Annotated in this window: 23 protein-coding genes; 15 read left to right on the top strand and 8 right to left on the bottom strand. The window is 42.9% G+C overall.

The window, feature by feature from the left end; genetic code table 11:
* Positions 1-192: 192 nt before the first annotated feature.
* From lon to folE2, 10 genes are all read left to right on the top strand, one after another.
* Positions 193-2,568 (top strand): endopeptidase La, encoded by a 2,376-nt coding sequence (gene lon / locus dnm_RS01885; protein WP_207681026.1) that lies wholly within the window; start codon positions 193-195, stop codon positions 2,566-2,568.
* A 60-nt stretch (positions 2,569-2,628) separates the two neighbouring features.
* Entirely contained in the window at positions 2,629-3,360 is a 732-nt protein-coding gene (tsaB, locus tag dnm_RS01890; protein ID WP_207681029.1) for a tRNA (adenosine(37)-N6)-threonylcarbamoyltransferase complex dimerization subunit type 1 TsaB, read from the top strand.
* Positions 3,361-3,561: 201 nt separating this feature from the next.
* On the top strand, positions 3,562-4,233 hold the full coding sequence (locus dnm_RS01895; protein WP_207681031.1) for a phosphatidylserine decarboxylase family protein: 672 nt from the start codon (positions 3,562-3,564) through the stop codon (positions 4,231-4,233).
* Positions 4,230-5,003, top strand: a complete 774-nt coding sequence (gene pssA / locus dnm_RS01900; RefSeq protein ID WP_207681032.1) for a CDP-diacylglycerol--serine O-phosphatidyltransferase — start codon at positions 4,230-4,232, stop codon at positions 5,001-5,003. The genes dnm_RS01895 and pssA overlap by 4 nt, the downstream gene beginning before the upstream one ends.
* Positions 5,004-5,118: 115 nt before the next feature.
* Complete coding sequence (locus dnm_RS01905; RefSeq protein WP_207681033.1) at positions 5,119-6,189, top strand: 3-isopropylmalate dehydrogenase; 1,071 nt, start codon at positions 5,119-5,121, stop codon at positions 6,187-6,189.
* A 140-nt stretch (positions 6,190-6,329) separates the two neighbouring features.
* Positions 6,330-8,339, top strand: a complete 2,010-nt coding sequence (locus dnm_RS01910) for an N-6 DNA methylase (RefSeq protein WP_207681034.1) — start codon at positions 6,330-6,332, stop codon at positions 8,337-8,339.
* A 754-nt stretch (positions 8,340-9,093) separates the two neighbouring features.
* Positions 9,094-9,561 carry a transcription elongation factor GreA gene (greA, locus tag dnm_RS01915; protein WP_207681035.1) on the top strand — a complete coding sequence of 156 codons (468 nt, stop codon included), beginning with the start codon at positions 9,094-9,096 and terminating at the stop codon, positions 9,559-9,561.
* Positions 9,562-9,732: 171 nt separating this feature from the next.
* Positions 9,733-9,936, top strand: coding sequence for a DNA-directed RNA polymerase subunit omega (rpoZ, locus tag dnm_RS01920; protein WP_207681036.1), 204 nt, complete (start codon positions 9,733-9,735; stop codon positions 9,934-9,936).
* Between the two features lie 64 nt (positions 9,937-10,000).
* Positions 10,001-10,756, top strand: coding sequence for a PP-loop family protein (locus tag dnm_RS01925; RefSeq protein WP_207681037.1), 756 nt, complete (start codon positions 10,001-10,003; stop codon positions 10,754-10,756).
* Between the two features lie 179 nt (positions 10,757-10,935).
* A complete protein-coding gene (gene folE2 / locus dnm_RS01930) occupies positions 10,936-11,715 on the top strand; it encodes a GTP cyclohydrolase FolE2 (RefSeq protein ID WP_207681038.1) in 780 nt (259 codons plus the stop codon).
* 70 nt (positions 11,716-11,785) lie between these two features.
* Here folE2 and dnm_RS01935 read toward each other — a convergent pair whose 3' ends face one another.
* From dnm_RS01935 to dnm_RS01970, 8 genes are all read right to left on the bottom strand, one after another.
* Positions 11,786-12,985, bottom strand: coding sequence for a D-alanyl-D-alanine carboxypeptidase/D-alanyl-D-alanine-endopeptidase (locus dnm_RS01935; RefSeq protein WP_207681039.1), 1,200 nt, complete (start codon positions 12,983-12,985; stop codon positions 11,786-11,788).
* 1 nt (position 12,986) lies between these two features.
* Positions 12,987-13,427, bottom strand: coding sequence for a D-aminoacyl-tRNA deacylase (gene dtd / locus dnm_RS01940; RefSeq protein ID WP_207681040.1), 441 nt, complete (start codon positions 13,425-13,427; stop codon positions 12,987-12,989).
* A 416-nt stretch (positions 13,428-13,843) separates the two neighbouring features.
* The gene (locus dnm_RS01945) at positions 13,844-14,497 is read right to left on the bottom strand and encodes a nitroreductase (RefSeq protein ID WP_207681041.1); all 654 of its coding nucleotides are present in this window, start codon (positions 14,495-14,497) and stop codon (positions 13,844-13,846) included.
* A 215-nt stretch (positions 14,498-14,712) separates the two neighbouring features.
* On the bottom strand, positions 14,713-15,072 hold the full coding sequence (locus dnm_RS01950) for a hypothetical protein (RefSeq protein ID WP_207681042.1): 360 nt from the start codon (positions 15,070-15,072) through the stop codon (positions 14,713-14,715).
* A 206-nt stretch (positions 15,073-15,278) separates the two neighbouring features.
* Positions 15,279-16,271: an arsenosugar biosynthesis radical SAM (seleno)protein ArsS gene (arsS, locus tag dnm_RS01955; RefSeq protein WP_207681043.1), complete on the bottom strand. Its 993-nt coding sequence runs from the start codon at positions 16,269-16,271 to the stop codon at positions 15,279-15,281.
* Between the two features lie 2 nt (positions 16,272-16,273).
* Positions 16,274-16,606, bottom strand: a complete 333-nt coding sequence (locus tag dnm_RS01960) for an arsenosugar biosynthesis-associated peroxidase-like protein (RefSeq protein WP_207681044.1) — start codon at positions 16,604-16,606, stop codon at positions 16,274-16,276.
* A complete protein-coding gene (locus tag dnm_RS01965; protein WP_207681045.1) occupies positions 16,563-16,901 on the bottom strand; it encodes a hypothetical protein in 339 nt (112 codons plus the stop codon). The genes dnm_RS01960 and dnm_RS01965 overlap by 44 nt, the downstream gene beginning before the upstream one ends.
* A gap of 6 nt (positions 16,902-16,907) precedes the next feature.
* Complete coding sequence (locus dnm_RS01970) at positions 16,908-17,582, bottom strand: MlaD family protein (protein WP_207681046.1); 675 nt, start codon at positions 17,580-17,582, stop codon at positions 16,908-16,910.
* Between the two features lie 1,349 nt (positions 17,583-18,931).
* On the opposite strand from dnm_RS01970, the gene rdgC reads away from it, so the two are divergent.
* From rdgC to dnm_RS01995, 5 genes are all read left to right on the top strand, one after another.
* Positions 18,932-19,546 carry a recombination-associated protein RdgC gene (gene rdgC, locus dnm_RS01975; protein ID WP_207681047.1) on the top strand — a complete coding sequence of 205 codons (615 nt, stop codon included), beginning with the start codon at positions 18,932-18,934 and terminating at the stop codon, positions 19,544-19,546.
* Between the two features lie 3 nt (positions 19,547-19,549).
* Complete coding sequence (locus dnm_RS01980) at positions 19,550-20,077, top strand: hypothetical protein (protein WP_207681048.1); 528 nt, start codon at positions 19,550-19,552, stop codon at positions 20,075-20,077.
* Positions 20,078-20,187: 110 nt separating this feature from the next.
* Positions 20,188-21,306, top strand: coding sequence for a DNA polymerase III subunit beta (dnaN, locus tag dnm_RS01985; RefSeq protein ID WP_207681049.1), 1,119 nt, complete (start codon positions 20,188-20,190; stop codon positions 21,304-21,306).
* Positions 21,307-21,491: 185 nt separating this feature from the next.
* Positions 21,492-22,364: an ORF6N domain-containing protein gene (locus tag dnm_RS01990; RefSeq protein WP_207681050.1), complete on the top strand. Its 873-nt coding sequence runs from the start codon at positions 21,492-21,494 to the stop codon at positions 22,362-22,364.
* Between the two features lie 18 nt (positions 22,365-22,382).
* Positions 22,383-23,240 carry an ORF6N domain-containing protein gene (locus tag dnm_RS01995; RefSeq protein ID WP_207681051.1) on the top strand — a complete coding sequence of 286 codons (858 nt, stop codon included), beginning with the start codon at positions 22,383-22,385 and terminating at the stop codon, positions 23,238-23,240.
* The last annotated feature ends 119 nt before the right edge of the window (positions 23,241-23,359 follow it).

Consider the following 23,359-nt stretch of genomic DNA (forward strand, 5'->3'; position numbering starts at 1 on the left):
ATAAAATTTTAGCACTCCTTAATGATATTTTAAGACAAGACAAAATCATAGAAGCCTGCCAGAATCAGGCGCATAAAAAATTGAACATCAGGCTGCACGTATTCTTCAACCTCTTGTGAATACAGCCCAGCTTCTGCAACCTGTCAGGTGCTGTCAGGGGAACGACGATCATAACCAAAAACAGGAGAAATAATGGCTGAAACCGATAAAGATGATCTTATAAGCATTATCGAAGAAGATGATATCAATGGCACGATTCCCGATGTCCTGCCGCTCATGCCGGTACGGGATGTTGTGATTTTTACAGATATGCTTCTTCCGCTTTTTGTAGGACGCGCCAAATCCGTGCGTGCTGTGGAAAAAGCCGTGGCTCAGGATGGCTATTTGTTCCTGGCCACGCAAAAGGATCCGGGAACTGAGGATCCCAAGCCGGATGAAATCTTCAGCGTCGGCACGGTGGGAAGAGTATTGCGTATGCTGAAACTTCCTGACGGCCGCCTCAAGGCCCTTGTACAAGGGGTTGCCAAGGCAAAAGTTGTAAACTACATCCGAGTGAAATCCTGGTATCGTGTCAAAATTGAGGAAATTTCCGAAGAGGCCGCGGATGAGACCAATCTGGAAACAGAGGCCCTTATGAGAAATGTCCGGGATCATTCCGAAAAAATACTGGCATTACGCGGCGAACTGACCGGTGATGTCACCACCATTCTGGAAAGCATTACTGATCCTGGCAAACTGGCTGACCTTGTGGCCTCAAATCTGAGATTAAAAATTGAAGAATCTCAGCGAATTCTTGAAATCCTTAATCCTGTGGAACGCCTCCGGGAAGTCCATGATATGCTCTCACGGGAAGTGGAGCTTTCAACAATGCAGGCAAAGATCCAGTCCGAAGTCAGGGATGAAATCTCAAAAAATCAGCGGGACTATTTTCTGAGAGAGCAGATGAGAGCCATTCACAAAGAACTCGGGGAAATTGATGAAAAAGCTCAGGAAATAGAGGAATACGCCAAAAAAATAAAACACGCCAAAATGTCCAAAGAAGCAGACAAAGAGGCCAAAAAGCAGCTGAAGCGTCTGGAACAGATGCATCCTGATGCTGCGGAATCTTCAATTGTGCGGACCTATCTGGACTGGCTGGTGGATATGCCCTGGAGCAAATCCACCAAAGATATGCTGAATATCAAAAATTCAAAAAAAGTTCTGGATAAGGATCATTACGGGCTTGACAAGGTCAAAGATCGCATACTGGAATATCTGAGTGTTCGCAAGCTGAATCCGAAAATGAAAGGCCCAATTCTCTGTTTTGTGGGCCCTCCGGGAGTGGGAAAGACGTCCCTGGGCAGGGCCATCGCCAATGCCATGGGACGCAAATTTGTCCGCATCTCCCTCGGAGGGATCCGCGACGAAGCAGAAATCAGAGGGCATCGTCGGACCTATATCGGATCGCTTCCGGGACGCATCCTCCAGGGATTAAAACAGTGTGGCACAAATAATCCGGTCTTTATGATGGATGAAATTGACAAACTGGTCTCGGATTTTCGCGGTGATCCTGCCTCGGCATTGCTGGAAGCCCTGGACCCGGAACAGAATTCCGAATTCAGTGATCATTACCTGAATCTGCCGTTTGATCTTTCCAAGGTCATGTTTATTCTCACAGCCAATTTGACAGACACCATTCCTTCGGCCCTGCTGGACCGGATGGAAGTCATTACGCTTTCCGGATATACAGAAGAAGAAAAAAAGATTATTTCGGAAATGCATCTGCTCCCTCGTCAGATAAAAGAAAACGGTCTGAAAGCCAAAAACATTTCCCTCAGTCCGGGATCATTGCTCCAGATTATCACAGAATACACATCAGAATCCGGTGTGAGAAATCTCGAGCGGGAAATCGGAACCCTGTGCCGCAAGGTGGCACGCAAAATAGCGGAAGGGGAAAAAGGCACATTTACAATCACGAAAAACAATCTGCCAAAATACCTGGGGGTTCCCAAATATCTTCCGGAAATGGATCAGGAAGACAGTCAGGTGGGGTTGTCCACCGGTCTTGCCTGGACCCAGGTGGGCGGCGAAGTGCTATATATTGAAGTCTCTCTCATCGGCGGCAAGGGAGAACTGATCGTCACCGGACAACTTGGAGAGGTGATGCAGGAATCTGCCCGCGCGGCAGTGAGCTACGCCAGAGCAAACCTTGATGTGTTCGGCATTGAAGAAACCATTTTTGAAAATGTGGATATTCATATTCATGTGCCGGCCGGTGCCATTCCCAAGGACGGACCGTCCGCGGGCATTGCCATGGCCACGGCGCTGATTTCCGTTCTGACCGACAAACCCGTTGACAAATATGTTGCCATGACCGGTGAGATCACACTCAGGGGAAGAGTGCTTCCCATAGGCGGCCTGAAAGAAAAAGCACTGGGCGCATTAAGAGGCGGAATTCGTACAGTCATTGTTCCTGAAAAAAATAAAAAAGACCTCACGGAAATTCCCATGAACGTCAAACGGAAGATCAAGTTCATTCCGGTGAAACATATGGATGAAGTGCTGCCCGCGGCCCTGGAAAATTTTTAAAGGGGGTTAATAACCGTCAGGAGGGCGGACAGATACCTGTCCTGACACCCAGTTAAGATTATGAAAATACTCGCTGTTGACACAGCCATAAACAGTTGCAGTGTTGCCCTTGTCGGATTCCCTGAGATGTTATCTTCAGAAAAAAAGACATCCCGGGGAACCCCGTTCGCTGAAACCACAATCGTCACCCGGGAGACCCATTCAAAACACCTGATGGAGATGATTCAGACGGTCATGAAGATGTCCGGCCTTACAGTTTCTGAGGTGGACGGGTTCGCGGTGGCTAAGGGACCCGGAAGCTTTACAGGATTACGCATCGGAATCAGCACAGTAAAGGGACTTGCCTCGGCTTCGGGAAAGCCTTTTGCCGGGATTTCAAATCTTGATGCGCTTGCGTCCCAGTTTTCTTTTTCATCCTATCCCATTTGTGTGCTTTTGGATGCTCACAAAGGAGAGGTCTATACTTCCTGTTACAGATTTGAACACGGTCTTTTGAAAAAAGAAACAACAGATCAGGTACTCTCCCCTGACCAGGCTGTTTCCAATATCAGTGAGCCGTATCTGTTTGTCGGAGCCGGAGCTTATCTTTACAAAAATGTGATTACAAATAAAATGGGGGAATATGCTCATTTTGCTCCCACCTGCTTTAACATACTCCGCGCTTCAACAGTGGCCTGTCTTGCCATGGAACGATTTGGAAACAATGATACAGACGATCTTGCCACATTTGTTCCGCATTATATACGGAAATCTGATGCAGAACTGAATTTTGGGAAAAAAAGCAAATCCTAAAAAATTTCTCATAACGCTCGTTCCCACGTGACCAGACGCGAAGCGTGGGAACGAGGGGGAGATTTTAAATTAAATAATTAACGGATTATGGTTTTCATTGACAATACCATTCAGCCTTGATATATATTCATTTTAACAGTTACAGACTGCATATTTTTCATCTGAATATTCTTTAAATTATCTTAAAAAAAAACCATCATTATGAACAATTTTTCATGGCCAGATTCCCCGGGTAAAACAGCCTTTCCTGTAGCAGCGGCCGGGTATCCGCTGATATTCGCTGCCGCGTTTATAACAATCGTTTTTGCTCTTCTGGATTTTACTTTCCTGACGCTGGTATCCCTTGGAATGACAATTTTTACCTGTTGCTTTTTCAGAGATCCGGATCGGCTTACGCCTAAAGGGGATGGCATTGTGGTCTCCCCCGCGGATGGCAAGGTCGTTTTCGCGGGCATGGCGGACAGCAGCCCGTTTACTGACATCAGGTGTTTAAAAATAAGCATCTTTATGACAATATTTAATGTTCATGTAAATCGTATTCCCCATGAGGGAACCATAAAAGAGACAGTGTATTATCCTGGAAAATTTTTTTCTGCCAATTTGGACAAAGCCTCCAAAGAAAACGAACGCAACGCGGTGCTGATTGAAACTGAAAAAGGGAAAGAAATATGTGTGGTACAGATTGCCGGTCTGATTGCAAGGCGTATTATCCGGCGGATTCAGGAGGGGGACAGGGTGGTCCGGGGACAAAGATTTGGCATGATTTGCTTTGGATCCCGGCTTGATGTTTATCTTCCTGCAGATTCAAAAATTGATGTGGTTCTCGGGGAAAAGGTAATCGCAGGAACTTCAGTTTTGGGGAGGCTGACATGAAAAAGAAAAGATTTAAAAAAGAAAAATTACGCCGAGGCATATACATTTTACCCAATATATTTACGTCGCTTAACATTTTTTGCGGTTTTTATGCGGTTATCGCTTCCATAAACAATAATTTTGTGGCTGCTGCCACAGCGATTATCATTGCAGGCGTGTTTGACATGCTGGATGGCAAAATTGCCAGAGCCACCCACAGCACAAGCAAATTCGGCGTGGAATATGATTCCCTTGCGGACCTGATTTCCTTTGGTCTGGCCCCGGCCGTGGTGATGTATCTGTGGGTGCTGAGACCCATGGGAAGAATCGGCTGGCTGGCCGCGTTTCTGTTCATGGTATGCGGGGCTTTGCGTCTGGCCCGTTTTAATACTCAGTTTGGTTCCGTGAGCAGTGATCATTTTGTAGGGCTTCCCATACCTGCGGGCGCGGGTATGAATGCCGTCACAATTTTGTTCTGCCATCAGTTCGGGATGGGAGAAAGCGTAAATCCCATAGTGATCCTTGTGATGCTCTATGTTCTTTCGTTTTTGATGGTCAGCACCATAAAATACGAAAGCTTCAAACGGCCGGAACTCTTTAAAAAAATGAATTTCAATGTCCTGGTGACCACTATCCTGGTATTGATTTTTATTGCCGCACAGCATGAGCTTGCGTTGTTTCTCATAGGGCTTGCCTATGTCACCTCCGGTCCTTTCACCGCCATATGGCGTTATAAAATGAAAACCCAAAAAAACGAATCTGAGAAAACAGATGAGTTGGAAAATGTGTAGCTGTGTGATTGTTAATCAGATTACGGATTCATTGAAAAAACCAGGTTTTTTTAAAAAACCTGTTTTTTTTTAAAATGCAGATCGCACATTCTGAACACTGCCAGAATTATTAATTATGTCAAAACAATATAATATTGCTGTAATTCCGGGTGATGGTACAGGACCGGAAGTTGTCGCCGAAGGCATCAAGGTCCTTGAAACTGTAGCTGAAAAATGCGGTTTTGGTTTGAATTTTTCATATTTCCCTCTGGGCGGAGATCATTATAATGCGACCGGAGAAATTTTATCGGATAAGACACTTGAATCCTTAGCTGCATCAGACGCGATATATCTCGGGGCCATTGGTCATCCGGATGTGAAACCGGGTCTTCTCGAAAAAGGGATTCTTTTATCCCTCAGATTTCATTTTGACCAGTATGTCAATCTGAGACCGGTCAAATTGTATGAAGGCGTTTACACGCCTTTGAAGGACAAAGGGCCGGAAGATATAGATTTTGTCGTGGTGCGTGAAAACACGGAGGGCCTTTACGCAGGGGCCGGCGGGTCTCTGAAACGCGGCACGCCTGATGAGGTGGCTGTCCAGGAATCCATCAACACGCGCAAAGGCGTGGAACGGTGTATCCGATTTGCTTTTGAATACTGCCGAAAACGTAATAAGGCAAAAAAGCTGACCCTTTGCGGAAAGACAAATGTGCTGACCTTCGCGTTTGATCTGTGGGAGCGCACGTTTAACGAGGTGGCAAAAGAATACCCCGACATTGAGACCGATTATGCCCATGTGGACGCGATATGCATGTGGATGGTAAAAAATCCTGAATGGTTTGACGTGATTGTCACAGACAATATGTTCGGCGATATCATCACTGATCTGGCCGCGATGACTCAGGGCGGAATGGGGATTGCAGCGGGCGCAAATATTAATCCTGAGGGCGTTTCCATGTTCGAGCCTATCGGGGGATCAGCTCCCAAATACACTGGAAAAGGGATTATTAATCCCATTGCCGCGATTTCCTCGGCCCAGCTGATGCTTGAAACCCTCGGGGAAGACAAAGCCGCCTCCTTCATAGAGAAAGCCGTGATAAAAGTGCTGCGTGAGGATATAAAGGATGTTGCGGCAGGTAAAATGGGATTCACAACGCAGGAAGTGGGAGATATTGTTGCAGAATATATTCAAAAAAATTTTTGATTAAAAATTAGGGACTGTTCCGAAATATAATTTCTGTTTTCGAGTTTCAATTTTTACATAAAAACTTCTATTCGGCTTTTGCCGATAGAAGTTTTTTTAATAATAGGAAAGTGATAAAAACTGCGAGCCTGACTACAAAAATGAAACAACAATCCTCCTCAGTTGGCAACACTTCAGATAGTCCGCTAAAATGCTTTGAGGAGATACATAATTTTCTATATGCGAACGAGGGACTTTCCGAACAGCAGGTGCTGGAAGAGATTGTTAAAATCCTGTTTATCAAATATGATGATGAGCAGGCAGAGGAAAACAGTTTTTATGTGACGGAAAACGAATTACATAACAATAAAAATGCGTTTTCTGAAAGGATAAACAAACTATTTCATAAGACCAGACAAAAATATGGGACTTTTTTTGACAGTGAGGACCGCTTGAAATTAAGTGTTCAGTCCCTTTCATTTGTTGTCAGCAAGTTACAGAAAATAAAATTTAAAAATTCAGCCAAAGATGCCAACGGACTTGCTTTTCAAAAATTTTTAGGCCGTCATGCAAAGGGCGGCAGGGGTCAGTTTTTCACGCCTGATCCTGTAATAGATTTTTGCGTGGAAATCATTCGGCCTGAGCCGCATGAAAAAATCATTGATCCGGCATGCGGAACAGGGGGGTTTTTATTTTCCTCTCTGAATTTTATAAAAAGGAATTTCAAAAATACAAACCTGAAAAATTATGTCAGGAACAATATATTCGGCATTGAGATAAACAAGAGAATTTCCCAAATTGCCAAAATAAAATTTTTAACAGAAACCAATGCTGATCCGAATATTTTATGCAATAATGCCCTGACAAATATAAATGATCTTAAATTTTCAGAAGCCCAAATAACAACTCTGGAAAATTATTACGACATTGTGCTTACAAATCCCCCGTTCGGAACACAGGGCAAAATATCGCAAAAAGAATTGCTGTCAATATATGATTTGGGCTATAAGTGGGATAAATATGGCGATGACTATGTCAAATCCGACAAACTTTTAAAAGGGCAGGTTCCGGAAATACTGTTTATCGAACGATGCTTAACTCTGCTGAAACCCGGGGGAAGAGCAGGGATCGTCTTACCTAACGGTCATTTTGAAAACACTTCTTTGGAATATTTAAGAAGGTATATAAAAGATAAGGCTCATATCGTCGGAGTTGTTTTGCTTCCTCATGAGACATTTATCCCTTATGGTACGGGAGTCAGGGCTTCATTATTATTTTTACAAAAGAAAAATGGAAACGTCATCAATAACAATCAGGTGTTTTTCAGCAAAATAACGAAGCTGGGGTATGCGGGAAACAAAAATGGAACGCCTGTTTATAAAAAGGATAAGCACGGAGAGGTTATCATAAAAAATGGGCAAAAACTGGCGGATGAGGATTTTACAGCGTCAGTTAAGGATTACAATCAGTTTTTACAAACATTTTCTATTGCGTCTGAAAAATCCTTTTCCATTGATTCCGGTCAAATGAACAGCAGATTTGACTATAATTACTACTTTCCGGAAAACACAAGACTGATTGCAAATTTAAAGAAATTAAACGCGGTCAGACTCGGAGACATCGCAGATATTGTAAAAACAAAATCACCTTTGTTAAAACAAAATATTACTGTTGAATATATCGAGCTTTCAGATGTTTATACAAAATCATTTGAAATAATCAACTCCGCGACGTTGCTGACCGCTGAATTGCCAAGCAGAGCAAGTTATGAGTTGAAAACCGGCGACATTATTACGGCTGTTGCAGGGAATTCCATAGGGTCCCGCAAACATGCCACAGCATATGTCACCCATGAATTTGACGGGGCAATTTGTACAAACGGTTTCAGAGTGTTAAGAAATTTTAAAATCAATCATTTTTATCTCTTATATTATTTTCAGTGTGATTTGTTTTTAAAACAGGTACTTATACACAGAACGGGGGCAGCAATTCCCGCATTGTCAGATAATGATTTTTCTAATATATTAATTTATTTGCCTTCGCAGCAAGATATTGATGAAATCGGTCTGAGTATTAAAAAAGGTTTCAAATTAAGAGAGGAAGCTAAAAATGAACTATCTAAAATAAATCTTGAAATAAATATCAATCACATAACAAATTGTTGTGACTGACATTTTCCGCTGTCGCTTAAAATGCAGGTGAACTCTCGATAATCTTTTTTCTGTCATTGCTGTGAAAGCAGGAATCCGCAGTTCCCGGAAGCGATGATCTCTTCGCTGGGATTTCCTCTGATTCTGCCTGATAACAAAGAGGTCGAAACCATCTGCATATTTGACGGCAAAAAAAAACAGTCATAAAGAAATATCTGTAGATCGAAAACAACTGAAAATTCATATCATACCTGAGAAACCTTGTTCACTTTGTGATTCAATAATCTCAGGAGATTGTGCCTGCCCCTGAGTCCTTTATCATCAGGTGGTTGGAAAATCACAATCATAAAAAACCCTGAAGAGGCGATTTATTACAGCCTGGGGTAAAGCCCCGACCGCGAAATTTGCCACTTGACCCACATATAGATTTTAAGAAAATATCTGTCGCTCCGGAGTGCCAAACTTGCAGTTTGGCAGAAGTGTCCGGTTTCCGGGCATCGGAAATATTGCCAAACTGCAAGTTTGGCACTCCGGACAACTTTTTTTTAAAGCCTGCAGACCGTATCCGGAATGAAAAATCAGAACGGTAATCCATATGTGGATTGTGGCTGACAATATCAGAAAATGATCCGCAGCTGACGCAGTTCAAGTTGCGGAAATTCTGGCTAAAGAATATTTACAGATTGTTATCAGTGAGCAGTTGTCAGCTAACAGTTATAGCGGACAGTTGCTAAGTTACTGCCTGTCAACTGTTCACTGGCAAAGGAGCAGAGAATTGGAGCGAGTACCAATTACAAAAGAGGGATACGAAGTACTGAAAAAGGAGCTTGTGCATCTGAAATCTGTTGAACGTCCCGAGAATATCAAAGCAATTGAAGAGGCCCGTGCTCACGGCGACCTTTCCGAAAACGCAGAGTTTGAAGCAGCCAAAGACCGACAGGGCTTTATTGAAGCACGTATCAACGAATTGGGATATAAACTGGGGAATGCTGATATTATTGACCCGGATAAACTTCCCAAAGATCGGGCAGTGTTTGGCTGTAGTGTTGTACTTGAAAATGTTGACACTGGTGAGGATGTTGAATACCAGCTGGTGGGACCAGATGAATCCAATATAGAGGAAGGACGTATTTCTGTTTCTTCGCCTCTTGGAAAAGCAATTATAGGAAAACAACCGGGGCAGGAGGTTATTCTGCAAGCTCCGGGAGGAAAACGATGTTATGAATTGGTTGAAATACTATGATCAGCCAATTGCCAGTTCCGTGAACAGTCTCCTGACTGATAACTAAAAACGGACAACTGATAAGTACCTGAACAAAAATTTTTCAGTATTTTTATCCGAAGTGCTGAAATAAGAATTCAGCACTCCGGATCAGAAAAAATCCCGGAAAATTCAGAGATTGGAGGTTTTCCCATGGCACGTATTACCGTAGAAGATTGCCTGAAACGAGTTGAGAACCGATTTATACTGGTTCACGCAGTTGCAAAGCGTGTAAGACAGATACGCGAAGGATCCGAATATCTGGTGAATTCGCCAAAAAATGAAGATATTGTTGTTGCCCTGCGTGAGATTGCCGCAGGCAAGGTGAAGATATCTGTCGGAAACGACAAGAGATAAACGGAGTTAATAGGAATTGTCATTTGCTACGGGTTCAGGGAGCAACAGATGACAAACCATAATAATGTCTGGCGGCCATACATATAAAACTCTGAACAGGGCTGTTGGCAAAGCCCTTCATCACTATAATATGATATCGGACGGGGACCGGATCGCGGTAGGACTTTCCGGTGGAAAAGACAGTCTTACCCTGATGTGGATTTTAAACGAACGTCTCCCCCGTATCCCTATCAGTTATGAGTTGTTTGCCATTCACATTGATTCCGGATTTCCTCTTGTTACCGATGCCGACTCCGGAAACAAGAGGAAATCAGTTTCCCTTGAAAGCTATTCAGAGAAAATGGGATATCATATCCGGACAGAACATACAGATTACGGTGTTCTGGCACACAGTTCCGAAAACCGGGAAAATCCCTGTTTCCTATGTTCCCGCTTACGGAGAAAACGTCTGTTTGAAATTGCAGACGAACTCGGGTGTAACAAGCTGGCGCTGGGTCATCACAAGGACGACATAATTGAGACCCTGTTTCTGAATATGTGCTATGCCGGTGAAATCAGTACCATGGTCCCGTACCAGTCTTTTTTTGAAGACAAATTTACTATCATACGTCCCCTGGCCTTTGCAGATGAAGCTGTGATCAGACGTTTCGCAAGAACCCGGAATTTCCCGAACTTTGTGAATACATGCCCCAGTGCAAACGTTTCCAAACGACAGGAGATCAAAATGCTTTTAAAGCAGTTGTACAGAAGCAACAAAAAAATCAGGGGAAATATATTCAGAGCCATGAGCCATGTGAAACCGGAATATTTGTTAAAATAATCTCCGGTAGCAGATGACCAACTAAATTCTGACGGGCATAAAACAATTTTTCAACATGATTTCGGATTTTCTGAATTTTTCTCACCCCTCGGAACTTATTGGGTCATGTGGCAGTTTGTGCCTGATTCATTATGCGGCGCAAAACACAAAACAAATAAAAAAAATTATAAGCCTCAGTCATGATAGATATTCAAAACCAGCGTGATTATCGCAATATACCGATAGATAAGGTGGGGATAAAAAATCTCAGATATCCCATAACAGTTCTGGACCGGAAAAACGGCTTTCAGCATACTGTAGCCTCAATAAACATGTTTGTTGATCTGCCCGACAAATATAAGGGAACGCATATGAGCCGCTTTGTGGAAATGCTTCATTTGTTCCGTCCGGAAGTTTCTTTAAAAAAATTTTCAGAGATACTTGAGCAGATGAAAACCTATTTAAATGCGGCTTCCGCGCATATGGAAGTGAGTTTTCCCTATTTTATGGAGAAAAAGGCCCCGGTCAGCGCTTCTCCGGGACTGATGGACTATACATGCAGCCTTATCGGATCAAGCGATCCTTATGGCAAAATTGATCTTATGTCAGAAGTTGTTGTTCCGATTACGTCCGTGTGTCCGTGTTCAAAGGAAATCAGTGACCAGGGCGCACATAATCAACGCGGAGAGGTTCGGCTCAGAACGCGGTTCAAAAAATTCATATGGATAGAAGATATGATCGAACTGGTGGAGCGATGCGCGTCATGTGAAGTCTATTCGGTGTTAAAACGTGTTGATGAAAAATGCGTCACGGAAAAAGGGTACGGCAACCCCAAATTTGTGGAAGATATTGTCCGGGATGTTGCCCAGGAACTGAAAGAAGATGATAATATCACCTGGTTTGCCGTAAGCGCTGAAAATTTTGAATCCATTCATAATCACAGCGCATATGGCTTTATTACAGACGGCAAGAAACCTTAGACTTTGTTTGTCCATTTTTGCGAGGAACACGCCAATGACCGTGTGTTTGGCGGCGGTCACGAGTGGTATTTCACGGCAGAGCTTTCTGTAATTTTGACATGATGCCATGGGTTGATTTCCGAGGTGTGTTCAGCATCAAGACAAACCGGTACAATTCTCCGTTTTTGTCTTCAATATAGCCTGCTCTTGTTTTGACGCGGCTGAGGCTCCCGGTTTTATAGTATTCGTTGCCCTCATGGCGCATGAGTGTGTGATAAGGCTCGAATGTCTCAAGAAATTTGTATAAATCTTTTGCAGAAATCTTGTTTTTTCTCGATATTCCGGAGCCTTCGGTAATTCGGATATTTTCTGTCTTCAGAATATTCTTTGCATAAGCTGACGCCGCGTGAACGCCTTTGGCCAAAGTTCCCGGTGGACCATAAACTTTTGCGCCCATAGTGACGAACACTTGGTTTGCGATAAAATTATTAGAATATTCAAGAAGTTTTTTTATGACATCCTCCATGGAAAACCGTGAAGTGTATTTGAAAATAAGCGTGTCGTTTTGTTTGTCAATTCTTCCCAGTCTTATCTTCCCTTCTGATTTTATCCCTTGTTTTTTCAGAAAATATTGAAAAAGATGTCCTGCATAAAGAGTAATTTCATCCTGTTCCTGAGAAAACACCACCCGTTCCTTTTTCAGCCCGTATTTCTTTATTTTTTTTAATGCAAACGGTAAAAGAGGAGTCTGAGGCTCGGCACTCACATACCCCCCGTTTTTTTGCTTGGCATAAACCGTATTGAAATTGACACACAATGCACCGTTCGGCGAATCATATGGATTCAGTGTTGTTGTGACTCCGGGAATAATGATCGGGTCAAAATATGAATTATCCAAAACAAGATCATTAAATTGTTGAATTTTTCCACCAAGGGTTTCGGATAGTTCAGCCAGAATTTCCGAGATCAGAAGGGGATCGCCATATCCCTTTATTTTCAGGTTTGAATCGTTGTCCATATAAAATTCAGTGACAAACCTGAAATCCTGTCCCAGATAATGAAGTCCTGCAAGAGATGTGAATATTTTCAATGTGGAAGCAGGAATCAGATCGTTATCCGCGTTTTTGGAAAGCAGGACATTGCCCCGGGAGTCCGTAACCAGTATGGCATCTTTCTTTCCGATGAATTTTTTTATGTGATTTAATTTTCCGGCCCAAAGGACTTCCGGTTGTCCGAGGAACATAAAACAGAAAAAAGCCATCCATATGATGTAATTTTTTTTCAGCATCATTTTATTTACTCTCCACTATCAGCGTTACGGGCCCGTCATTGATTAATGAGACATCCATCATGGCGCGGAACTGACCTGTCTGAACAGAAATTCCTTTTTGCCGGACCTGTGTTACAAAATATTCATAAAGTTCATTGGCCTTGTCCGGTCCGGCCGCGTTGATAAATGAGGGACGCCGTCCTTTCCGGCAGTCCCCCAATAAGGTGAACTGGGATACCACAAGCATCTCTCCGCCAGTTTCAAGCAGGGATTTGTTCATTTTACCAGCTTCATCTTCAAAAATTCTCAGATTCACGATTTTCTCTGTAAGATAATCCGCTTCTTTGGCAGTGTCTTCCTTTGCCACCCCGAGAAGCACCATCAGTCCCCTGCTAATTTTTCCGACAACCTCGTTATCTACGGATACGGCACTTTCTTTTACTCTTTGGATTACTGCACGCATGATTGAATATCTCTCCCAAATCAGCCGACGCCTTCATTTGGGATTCACCTGATGGCAAATAAGTACCTAACCATAAGTTTTCTATATTTACCCGGGGAAGAAACCCGGCTTTTTTCCGGAATGATCCGCCGCCCGTGAAGGAAAAACCCGGGTTTCTCAGCCGCCTCGGAAAAAAAGATGTATGAAAAACTGTTGCTCAGGTACTTAACTTACCGAGCTGTTCTCGGCCGTTCCCTGCGTGATCTTGTCAGCTATAATTCCATGAGCTGTGGATTCCTGCTTTCGCAGGAATGACAAAAACTTGATGATCGGGTATAAAAACTATTTTTCGCACGCTGGAAAAAAAAATAAAATTTTTTACACTCCTCTGTAACGCGGGCCGAGAACACGGCCTGTCACAGAGAAGATCATCACAACTATTCGTACCAGGTAAAAATTTCAGACAATGGCTCCCGGTCTGTTTTAAAATCATTGGCAGGCGAAGCTTCATCCGCATATCCCAGGGAAATCGCCAGCACAATTTCCTTTTCTTCCGGAATACTGAGTACATCCGCAATATCATCCGCATACGCGGTGATAAGTCCGATGGGACAGGTCCCCAGTCCTTTGGCATGAGCCGCCAGAAGCAAATAAGACACAGACAGCCCCACATCCAGATATCGTATTTGAGGGAACACCCTGTCTATGGTGACAATAATGGCAACAGGTGCGCCGTAAAAAGAACAGCTCCCTTTCTCAACAAATTCATTAAACGGCAGGTTCAGTTTGGAAACCTGCGGTTCCATGGCCTTCAATGCTTTGCTGCCTCTTTTGGAAAACCTTTCGGGCAGCGGTGCGGATGTTCCGGGACCACAGGAGACATCACGTTCAGCGTGAACTTTCTGAAGACGGCGAACCAGCCGGTCCTTTTCTTCGCCATAAGTGACCACAAATTCCCAGGGTTGCAGGTTAATCGCCGAAGGGGCCAGACCTGCGTATTTAAAAATTTCTTCTATGTCAGCACGGGAAACAGGCTTGTCCAGATAAGCCCTGGCGCTTTTTCTTTGTTTCATCGCTGAAAATATATCCATCAGACACTTCCTTTCCAAAACCATCAGACTTCATTGGAAATAAAAATCAGCGTCGCGAAAACGGACATCCGGAGTCAAACTTGCAGTTTGGCAAGGTGTGTCTCCGCCGGAGAAATCCAGGAACTTCGCCAAACTGCGAGTTTGGCACTCCGGATGTCCGGCCGCTTATTTCCGATCATGTCTGTTTATTCACATGAGTTTGATTGTGTGATTTGTTACGCCAACCGGGTCTTGGGTATATGCTCAACCCATACTTCCTCATCAAATACCTCGGCCAGTTTATCTGAGAGGGAGTCCATGTCTGCCATGTCTTTTGTTTCCACCACCAAATGATAATCATCCAGAATTTTCAGCTTACCATACGGCCGGATTGTATCAATGGTCAGATAAACATCAGCCGAAAACCAGCCCTTCATACGACGAAGCAGTTCCTCTCCTCCCGGGGGACGCTCTATCACCAAATCCACCTGCCGGTGCTTTGCTTCCCAGCCAAGCGCGGCAGGTCTCCGAACCACGGGACGGACCGGGTCATGGACCGCGGCGCATTTGAACCATAAGACAGCTCTTTCCACCATTCCTCCTTGTGACTTATACCATCCATTAAAAAAATAACCTGTCATAAGATGTCATTTCTGTGAAAGCAGAAATGATATGGCAGGCGATATTTTATGATCGGTATTGTAATTATAAATAATATTAGTATGTTTTAAATAAAAATAGAAAATTATTTTTTAAACAGCTTAAATTAAGTGACAGATCCTGCGGCGAATCCGGAAAAAAACTAAGTTTTTTGAAAAGCCTCAGTTTTTTTTTTAACCTGTAACTCAGGTCTTAATGGCTCCGCCTCATGTGAATCCGGATCCGGCCGTGCAGGTATAACAATGATCCGCCACAGCAATATGACTGCCCGGCTCCGGAGGTCCCGGCATCTCGGATATATGGATTTTCTGTCCTCCCATACAAAGCCCCCTGGCCAAATTAAAATCACAATCATAAAGATGGAAACAGAAACAAGCGTCCGGCACATGAGCTTGTCAATGGCACAGGGATTAAAAGCAGAGAAGAGTTTGTCCATATATCTGTCAAAATTTCCGGACATCACAAGCCACTCACGAAACCGTCCCAGGGGAACATTGGCGAAACTAAACAGATTATTAAAAACAATGCCCCATTTTTTATCTAAAATCTTGCGGAATCTTTTTTCCGTGTCAGTCTGCGACGGAGGAAGAAATGCGCCGGTAGGATTGGAGACCAGATTGAGTTTCAGACCGGTTCCTTCTTTTCCGTAGCCCATGGCGTTCAGTTTCCTGAGAGCATCAATACTTTTTTCAAAAATGCCTTTTCCTCGCTGTGAATCTGCCTGCGCCTCATTTAAAGAAGGAAAAGACGCGACAATGATCACACGATGGGATTTGAATACATTCCTCAGATAATCTCTTTTGCCGTCATTCAAAGCGGAGAGATTGGAACGAAGCATAATCCGTGAGGCAAGAGGAGAAATTTCTTCAATAAAACGGACAAGATTCGGGTTGAGTTCAGGCGCGCCGCCAGTGATATCTATTACTTCAAAATGACTTCTCCGGGCATAAGAGATCACTTCCCGGACAGTTTCCGAGTCCATGTTCTCCCTGCGACCGGGACCCGCACTGAGATGACAATGTCGGCATGTCTGATTGCAGAGAAAACCGAGATTCACCTGTAATGTGGCGGTTTGTTCCCGGACTAACCGGATACCTTGACTTAACAGGGTCTGGTTGAAAGGTTGTGTGGTCATGATCACATAGATAATTTTTCAGCAATATTTCGCATCTGAATTCCGTGAACAAGGGATGACCCGCCTCGTATGGCCGTCACAACGTGAACCGCTTCTGTCATTTCAGCCAGATTGGAACCTTTTTCCAGACATGCCTGCGTATAGGCGTCAATGCAGTAAGGACACTGTACAGCATGTGCCACGGCCAGAGCTATGAGCGATTTTTCTCTCTCTGTGAGTTCGCCTTCGGCAAATACAGCGTTGTAGTATTCAAAAAACTTCTTGGCCAATTCAGGGGCATCTTTCCCAATTTCATCGAATTTCGGAAGGTCTTCTGGTTTGTAATATGTTTCCATTGCTAATTTTTCCTTTCGAATCAGAGCATACAGGTTGGATGTCATTTCTTTGTTTTCCTCGTTCCCTCGCTTCGCATTCGGGACAGCGCACGGAATCATGAGACCGGGACGCGAAGCGTCCCCTCTGCATTCCCACGCAAAGCGTGGGAACGAGTTCAATCATGAGACCGGGACGGAAGCGTCCCCTCTGCATTCCCACGCAAAGCGTGGGAACGAGTTCAACGAGTTCAACGAGTTCAACGAGTTCAACGAGATCGTCAATCCGACCTTTTTCCCAAAACCATAACCAAGTCATTCTGCTTTAAACTTCTTTTTTGATTTTTTTGATCTTATCTTCAAGCGGGTCCAACTCCTTTTCCCGTCCGAACTTCCGAAGTTCTTCCCGCAGTTTGTCAAGCTCCTCTTTTAGTTTGGGCAACACTTCTTTCCGTATCTTTTCCTGAACAGATTTCCCTGACTGTTTCATATCCTCGGCCAGTTCATCTAATTCTTTTTCAAGTGCTTTGAAATCTTCGCTTTCCGGAACGCCGCTCAGGTCTTCCAAAAACTGATCAAACCCGTTTTTAAGGGTTTCAACTCCCTTGTCAAACTTACCCAATACCTGATCAAAGAACGCCAAAGCTCTGGTGCTTCCGTCAATGACAGCGCCGTCTTGCAGAGGTTCTCCGTCTTTCTGAGACAGATTTATTTCAATGGCCTTTTTTTCATTATCCCGGGGGTCCGTTATAATGTAAAATTTGGAATGCTCTGTGGCAGCGTTTGCAAAGTCTTTTCGGATCGCCACACTGGCCAGGTAATCTCCATCTGCCGTATAAACAACATCCGTTACATTACCGATATGATTGTTTTCAAAAAATACGCGGTCTCCCTGTTTCAGCCCCTGAATTTGGTCGTATCGGATTTTGAGACGAAGGCCATCTTCACACCCCAAAAATAACAGTGACAGCGCCGTTAATATTAAAATTTTTTTAACCATAACAAATCCTCCTATGTTGAGACTGGCAGGCGATTTCCAATAATAAGGGAACTCAAAATAAAATGTAGGGTGGGTGAAGCGAAGCGCAACCCACCGCACTGGCAGGTGATTTCCAATAATAAGGGAACTCGAAATAAAATGTAGGGTGGGTGAAGCGAAGCGCAACCCACCGCACTGGCAGGTGATTTCCAATAATAAGGGAACTCGAAATAAAATGTAGGGTGGGTGAAGCGAAGCGCAACCCACCTTGTGCGGTGGGTTGCGCTTCGCTTCACCCACCCTACCGGGTATTCAGTTCGTGGTTCCGCCTGAACGCGGAACCACAAACTGAAATGTTTATCGGGGCAGGCACCCGTTATTTTTCATAACCTGAATCTGCCATATATTTTTATATTACATCTTATTGCCAATAAGCAAGCTGAAAAAAACGTTTGATCATAAATATTAAACGCTCATGAAAAACCCGGGTTTTTCGCTCCCGGTTATGAAAATATTCTCAGATACCCCCCGGGTTTTCAAAATATATTCTCACGGTAAAAAACTGTCCAAACAAACAATAAACATTCATCTGATAGATGAATATTCAGATATTAAATAAAAATTCATTTATCAAATAATATTCATATTTTTATCTGATATTGAGAATTCTTCCGGATATCGCTTTTTACACCCCTTTTTTCTTCAGATTTATCAGGGCATGACAAAAAATATGCGTTTTTTATTCGTGAAATCAATATGTTTCAAATTGTTCATAACTTTTTTAAAGTCTTGTTGATATTTTATACTATAAAATCAGAATATTAAAAAGACAACCGCATTTTCCCGCCCCGAGTTATGAACATCGCGTTTTCAGATTACAAAAATGATCTGAAAAATTTTTCCGACATCAGAGAAACTTTGTCAAATTGTTCATAACTTTTCAAAGACGTTTTTTTGTTTTTATTATAAAATCAAAAGTTTACAAATTGCACAATAGTAAAAATTCGATTTTTTATCAAAAAAAATCAAAAGGTTAATGGACTTATGAACAATGCATTGTTCATAAAATGTTCATAACTAGGGACTTATGAACATTTTTTTTTTTGATGTTCATAAGTCCATAGTTATGAACAATGCATTGTTCATAACTATCCCCCTAAAAACAGGAGGTTAATTGACTTATGAACAATTTGCCCCCTTAATAATATTATTATATATAAAAGCTTTTTAAAAATAAGAAACAAGTCTGAACATAAAACAGAATAAAAAACAAAAGATGAAATTGGCAGGAAAAATCTCTTGTAATCGTTTTGTAAACAAGCTATATATGCCCTGATTTTAGCTGCTGTTAAAAAATACGGAGTAAATCTATGGGATTATTATCAGCTTCGGTATCTGTGACCCGTTATAAAGTTGAAGGCGAATTTGAAACACCTGTTCTTGAAACAATTACAGACGGTCTCAGTAAAAACGTTATTACAGATATAGACGGCGATATTGCAGAAAGCGTTGTCGGATGGACATCTTTTGAAAACCCGTTTAAGCCCGATTTCAAAGGCTCTTCTTTTGTTATTGGCACTTATCTGGTTTTTTCATTAAGAATTGACAAAAAAACAGTCCCCTCAAAAATTGTCAAAAAACATTATACCCTGGAGATGGCTAAACAACTTGCTGAAAGCGGAAGGGAACATTTGTCAAGAAATGAAAAAAGACTTTTAAAAGAGAATGTTGTAAGCATGCTGAACCAGCGCACGCTGGCCACGCCCAATATTTATGATATCATATGGAATAAGGAAGATGCTTTGCTGTGGTTCTTTTCCACTCAGAAAGCTGCCAATGAGGCCCTGGAAACATTGTTTTCAAAATCATTCAAACTGACCCTGATTCGGCTTTTTCCATATACAATTGCCGACCTCATGACAGACCTTTCCGATACGGAACGTGATACATTGTCCGGCATTTCCCCCACAAAATTTACGGAGTAACCTATGCTTGATGTTTCTGTCTCTTATAATCGTTACAAATTTTTAGGCTATGAGTTTCTGACATGGCTATGGTTTCTTATTGAGAAAGACCGGAACAAATTAAAAGAACTGGAACCGGAAATCTCTTCCCTTGAAATCGGAAATCGGATTGTGCTTGAAAACAATATCAACGATGCCGGAGAAACTGTTACCATAAAAGGGGATGATGCGGGTCTTGAAGAGGGAATGCTGGCATTAAAAAAAGGCGCGGTTGTCACTGAACTGAATCTTTCTTATAAATCAGATGATCAGCAGGAATGGCGGTTTACCATCAAGGGCGAAAGTTTCAACATTGCAAATCTCAAACCACCTGAGACCGGGGCCATTGAGTCAAAAGATGATATTGAGGGAGCTGTGCTTGAAAAAGCATACCTTTATGAAAAAGCGGTCATCTTTGTTGACAATGTTTTTAAATATTTTGTAAAATTAAGGCTTTCCAAAGACTGGAATGAAAATATTGTTCCGCTTGTAAGGCAATGGATATATTCATAAAGGGTCATGGCCTGACAGTCGTAATAAATAGTATCTTTTTAAATTTTTCTTAACACCTGACACCTAACACCTAACACTTTTTTCTACAAAAATCAATTCAAGGAATATCCATGAAATTCTCAATAAACAAAAACGATATTCGTAATGTATTATCAAAGCTTCAGGGACTGACCGGAAGAAAAACCAATCTTGCCATCACTGAAACTGTTTTAATAAAAGCGTCTGATGCCAGTATCACACTTATTGCAACTGATCTTGAAACAGGTCTGGAAGGGTCTTATCCGGCTGCTGTGGAATCAGAAGGCCTTATCGCTATTAATGCAAAAAAGCTTTATGAAATTGTAAAAGATTTTCCCCATGGTGAGATACACTTCAATGAAACTGAAAAACGCTGGATTGAGATCGGCAATCAGAATATTGAATATCATATCGTGGGAATGGATCCGGATGATTTTCCGGACACGCCTCAGATAGAAGATGTTGTGTTTTTTGAAATTGATTCGGCAGCTTTAAAAAGAATGATAGAGAAAACAGTCATTATCAGCGGGGCCGCTGATGACAAACGTGCCCATATTAACGGAATTTATTTCGAGAGAGTTCTTGATGATGATGAAAAAAGTGTTAAGATGGTTTCCACAGACGGCAGCAGGCTTTCGGTGGCTGAATATCGTTATGACAAAGATTCTGAATTGCCTCCGGGGCCTAGTATTATTATTCCCAAAAAAGGGTTGAACGAGGTTGCCAAATTTCTGGGTTCCGAAGGGGCTGTTCAGATCGGCTTTAAAGATAATCATTTTATCATTAAAAGAGATGTTGAAAAGATTATTATCAGGCTCCTTGAGGGGGATTTTCCAAAATACAACGATATTATTGTCAAGGGAGACGGGCATCTTATCAAGATTGACAGGCAGTTGTTTCTGATGATGCTGAAAAGAATGTCCATTCTGTCTTCTGACACTTACAAGGGCGTTATCTTTAACTTCGGGGAAGGGAGACTATTGGTTACTGCCACAAATCCTGATATTGGCGAATCTAAGGAGGAAATGCCCATAGAGTTTGAGGGGGATACGGTTGAGGTGGCGTTTAATCCGAAATATTTTATTGAAACCCTGAATGTGCTTGAAGATGATATCGCTGTCCTGAACATCATTGATGAAAGGCGACCCTGCCTGGTGGAAGGTGAAAATGATAAAAGTTATCTGAGTGTGGTTATGCCGATGCGGATATGAAAAGCATAAAAAAATTCTGATTCTGACGGATTTTGTTGTTCTGTTTCCAAAAGTACAGGGAAAAAAGATAAGAAAGGGAAAATTCACCTTCCCTTTCTTATCTTTTTTCCCTGTACTTTTTGGCAGACAATACCCGCCGTCCATATGAGGGACGGCGGTGATGCTTATTGCCAAAGAGGGGATATATGACACAAGAAAAATTTTTGGTGAATATTGAGGGAAAAGAAGTGGAGCGCATTGAGTATAAAGGGCAGGCTGTGGCTACGCTCAGAATGATTGATGAGCTTCATGAACGTCCGGAGGGTACAGCCAGACGCACTTTCCACGAGCATAAGGAAAAACTCATTGAGAATGAGGATTATATAGAACTGCCTTACGACGAATGGTCAAAAAATCAGGGGGTTTTGAACGGACGAAATTCGTCTGTTCAACAAATGGGTGGAAGACGCGGCTCTATGATTTTTCTTTTTCAGTCCGGCTATCTGATGATAGTCAAGAGTTTTCAGGATGATTTTGCCTGGAAAATTCAGCGTGCGCTTGTTAATAACTATTTCATTGCCAAAGAAAACCTTGCTTCAGAATCAGAGCGGGGCATACCGCTTAAAGAATTAGCTTCTTATATAACATCTGCAATGGAGGCAGCCAGAGCGCTGGGACTTAAAGGCAGCAAGGCCAGCCTGAGTGCAAACGAGATTGTCAGAAACACCATTGGTTATGACTGCCTGGAATTAATGGGGGCCACCCGTTATTTTACAGATGATGACACAGACGATCCCTTTGCGCCGACCCCGACAGAAGCCGTGGCCTGTTTCGTGGAAGATGCGTGTGTTGTGGGGCCTCATTACAAGGCGGGCAAAAAGGACCTGTTTGTTGATTATGCGAGATATTGCAGCGAACACGGATATTCTGTCGAGGAAGATTCCAAATTTTTTGGACATTTGTGCGCTGTTATCGGCAATCTGCAAATTTACAAAGTGAGCGTCAGAGGCATCAGCCTTCGGAGGAAACCGATGACCGTTAAGAGAGAGTTCAGGCCAAAAGTTGTCGGTCCCAAATGATAAGCAGGGAGGGGATATATGAACCAGGAAAAAAGACTGATAAATATTGAAGGAAAGGAAGTGGAGCGCATTGAGTACCGGGGACAGGCTGTTGTCACTTTCAGGATGATTGATGGGCTTCATGAAAAAACTGACGGAGCAGCACGTAATGCTTTTTATCGGCACAAAGATAAATTTATCGAAAAGGAAGATTTTTTTGATGTTCCCTATGAAGAATGGTCTGAAATTATCGCTGTTAATATGGTTAACGGCGATGGTAAACAGCGTAATCCTGTTAAATTTATAACTGAATCCGGCTATCTGATGCTTGTCAAGCCTTTCTCTGATGACCTTGCCTGGAAGATTCAGCGGGCGCTTGTCAAAAATTATTTTGTTGTTAAAGAAAACCTTGCTTCAGAATCAGAGCGGGGCATACCGATCAGAGAATTGGCCGCTCAGACAGCATCGGCAATGGAAATGGCCAGAAATATGGGCTTCAAAGGTAGCAAAGCCACTCTGAGCGCAAATGAAATTGTCAGAAACGCCACGGGTTATGACTGCCTGGAACTGATGGGGGCCACGCATTATTTTACAGATGACGACACAGACGACCCTTTTGCGCCGACCCCGACGGAAGCCGTGGCTTGTTTCGTGGAGGATGTATGTGTTGTGGGGCCTCATTACAAGGCGGGTAAAAGTGAGCTGTTTATTGATTATGCGAGATATTGCAGCGAGCATGGCTATCCGGTTGAAGAAGATTCCAAATTCCTGGGATATCTGTGCGCCGTTGTCGGCAATCTGCAAATTTACAAGGTGAGTGTCAGAGGCATCAGCCTTCGGAGAAAACCGATGACTGTCAAAAGAGAATTCAGGCCAAAGGTGGTCAGTCCCAAATGATAATCAGGGAACTGAATATGAGGAGCGAAACCCGACACCGGCGAACATCGCTTATGTCTGACGGAGTGCGAGGATTTTGGGTTTCGTTCCTCACTCCAACATCCGCTCACTGTATATTG

It is taken from the genome of Desulfonema magnum (assembly GCF_017377395.1).
GTDB classification, from domain to species: Bacteria; Desulfobacterota; Desulfobacteria; order Desulfobacterales; family 4be13; genus Desulfonema_C; species Desulfonema_C magnum.